This is a genomic window from Roseateles sp. P5_E11, assembly GCF_054049355.1.
In genome coordinates this window covers 1-2,469 of sequence record NZ_JBFUMO010000728.1, presented here as the reverse complement: position 1 = coordinate 2,469, position 2,469 = coordinate 1, and the positions used below count along the sequence as shown (strand labels likewise).

Here is a 2,469-nt window from a genome sequence, read left to right as displayed (position 1 = left end):
CGGCGACCTGTACTTCACCAAGGACATGCTGCTGGCCGTCGGTGACAAGTACGAAGCCGAAATCGCGGCCCAAAAGGAGGCTGATGCCAAGTACCGCTGATCGCTGACCGGCCTTGCGGCCGCAGCGGTCCAGCTCAGCTGGCCTGGATACGTATGGACATCACGACCATCCTCTTCTACGTCTTCTCCGGCATCCTGCTGGTGAGTTCGTTCCGCGTCATCACGGCGCGCAGCACCGTGCATGCGGCGCTGTTCCTGATCCTGTCCTTCTTCACGGCGTCCTGCATCTGGATGCTGCTGAAGGCCGAGTTCCTGGCGATTGCGCTGGTGCTCGTCTACATCGGTGCCGTCATGGTGCTGTTCCTGTTCGTCGTCATGATGCTGGACCTGAACACCGACAGCCTGCGTGAGGGCTTCTGGAAGCATCTGCCGCTGGCGGCCGTTGTCGGCGCTCTGATCGCCTTCGAGATGGGCATCGTGCTGATGGGCGGCTTCCAACTGTCTGACGTGCCGGTGGCCACCGCCGAGCAGCTGAAGATGGGTAATACCAAGCTGCTCGGCATCGAGATCTACACCGCTTACCTGTACCCGCTGCAGATCGCCGCCGTGCTGCTGCTCGTGGCCATCGTCGCGGCCATCGCCCTGACGCTGCGCCGCCGCAAGGACTCGCGTGCCATGGACGCATCCGAACAGGTCAAGGTCACCAAGGCCCAGCGCCTGAAGATCGTCAAGATGGCGCCCACCGTCGCCACGCCGCCGGCCCCGCCCGCCGCACCCACCGAAGGAGGCCAGGCATGACCGCCATTACCGGGCTGAGCGGCCTGACCCTGGGCCACTTTCTGACGCTGGGCGCGATGCTGTTCGCGCTGTCGGTGATCGGCATCTTCCTGAATCGCAAGAACCTGATCGTGCTGCTGATGGCCATCGAGCTGATGCTGCTGGCGGTCAACATGAACTTCGTCGCCTTCTCGCACTACCTGGGCGACATGGGCGGCCAGGTCTTCGTGTTCTTCATCCTGACCGTCGCGGCGGCCGAGTCGGCCATCGGCCTGGCCATCCTGGTCGTGCTGTTCCGCAACCGAGCCAGCATCAACGTCGAAGAACTCGACGCGCTGAAGGGTTGAGAAAAAGATGTCTGCACAACTCTCCCAGAACCTGCTGCTGACGGTGCCGCTGGCACCGCTCGCGGGCGCCATCGTCGCCGGCTTCTTCGGCAAGACGGTGGGCCGCCGCGGCTCGCACATGGTCACCATCCTCGGCGTGCTGATCGCCTTCATCCTGTCGGCGATGACGCTGTACAGCGTGGCCGTCGACGGCGCGCGCTTCAACGCCACCATCTACGAATGGATGAACCTCGGCGCGCTGAAGATGGAAGTCGGCTTCCTCATCGACGGCCTGACGGCCATGATGATGGTGGTCGTGACCTTCGTGTCGCTGATGGTGCACATCTACACCATCGGCTACATGGAAGAGGACGACGGCTACCAGCGCTTCTTCTCCTACATCTCGCTGTTCACCTTCAGCATGCTGATGCTCGTCATGAGCAACAACATGCTGCAGCTGTTCTTCGGCTGGGAAGCGGTGGGCCTGGTGTCGTATCTGCTGATCGGCTTCTGGTACAAGAAACCGACGGCCATCTTCGCCAACATGAAGGCTTTCCTGGTGAACCGGGTCGGCGACTTCGGCTTCATCCTGGGCATCGGCCTGCTGGTGGCCTTCGGGGGTTCGCTGAACTACGCCGAGACCTTCGCCAAGTCCGAGATCCTGTCGCAGATGATCTTCCCCGGCACCGATTGGTCGCTGATGACGATCACCTGCATCTGCCTCTTCATCGGTGCGATGGGCAAGTCGGCGCAGTTCCCGCTGCACGTCTGGCTGCCGGACTCGATGGAAGGTCCGACGCCCATCTCCGCGCTGATCCATGCCGCCACGATGGTGACGGCCGGCATCTTCATGGTGGCGCGCATGTCGCCGCTGTTCGAGCTGAGCGACACGGCGCTGAACTTCGTCATGGTGATCGGTGCGATCACGGCGTTGTTCATGGGGTTCCTCGGCATCATCCAGAACGACATCAAGCGCGTCGTGGCGTACTCGACGCTGTCCCAGCTGGGTTACATGACCGTCGCCCTGGGCGCCTCGGCCTACTCGGTGGCCGTCTTMCACCTGATGACGCACGCCTTCTTCAAGGCGCTGCTGTTCCTGGGCGCGGGCTCCGTCATCATCGGCATGCACCATGACCAGGACATCCGCAACATGGGCGGCCTGCGCAAGTACATGCCCATCACCTGGATCACGTCGCTGCTGGGTTCGCTCGCGCTGATCGGCACGCCGCTGTTCTCGGGCTTCTACTCCAAGGACTCGATCATTGAGGCCGTGCACGCCAGCCATCTGCCGGGCGCGCACTTCGCCTACTTCGCCGTCATCGTCGGTGTGTTCGTGACGGCCTTCTATTCGTTCCGGATGTACTTC

Annotated in this window: 3 protein-coding genes and 1 pseudogene; all 4 read left to right on the top strand. The window is 62.6% G+C overall.

Annotated elements, in window-relative coordinates:
- Window positions 1-100 (top strand): annotated as a pseudogene (locus ACXJKR_RS29800) (NADH-quinone oxidoreductase subunit NuoI); the annotation flags it as partial.
- A 53-nt stretch (window positions 101-153) separates the two neighbouring features.
- Window positions 154-798 (top strand): NADH-quinone oxidoreductase subunit J, encoded by a 645-nt coding sequence (locus ACXJKR_RS29795; protein WP_056196928.1) that lies wholly within the window; start codon window positions 154-156, stop codon window positions 796-798.
- The gene (gene nuoK / locus ACXJKR_RS29790; RefSeq protein ID WP_056196929.1) at window positions 795-1,124 is read left to right on the top strand and encodes an NADH-quinone oxidoreductase subunit NuoK; all 330 of its coding nucleotides are present in this window, start codon (window positions 795-797) and stop codon (window positions 1,122-1,124) included. The genes ACXJKR_RS29795 and nuoK overlap by 4 nt, the downstream gene beginning before the upstream one ends.
- A 7-nt stretch (window positions 1,125-1,131) precedes the next feature.
- Window positions 1,132-2,469 (top strand): NADH-quinone oxidoreductase subunit L (gene nuoL, locus ACXJKR_RS29785; RefSeq protein ID WP_457325918.1); only part of this gene is annotated, 1,338 nt, incomplete at its 3' end.

Excerpts from the sequence above, each read along its gene's own strand:
- ACXJKR_RS29795 (WP_056196928.1), top strand. The coding sequence starts at position 154 with ATGGACATCACGACCATCCTCTTCTACGTCTTCTCCGGCATCCTGCTG.
- nuoK (WP_056196929.1), top strand. The coding sequence starts at position 795 with ATGACCGCCATTACCGGGCTGAGCGGCCTGACCCTGGGCCACTTTCTG.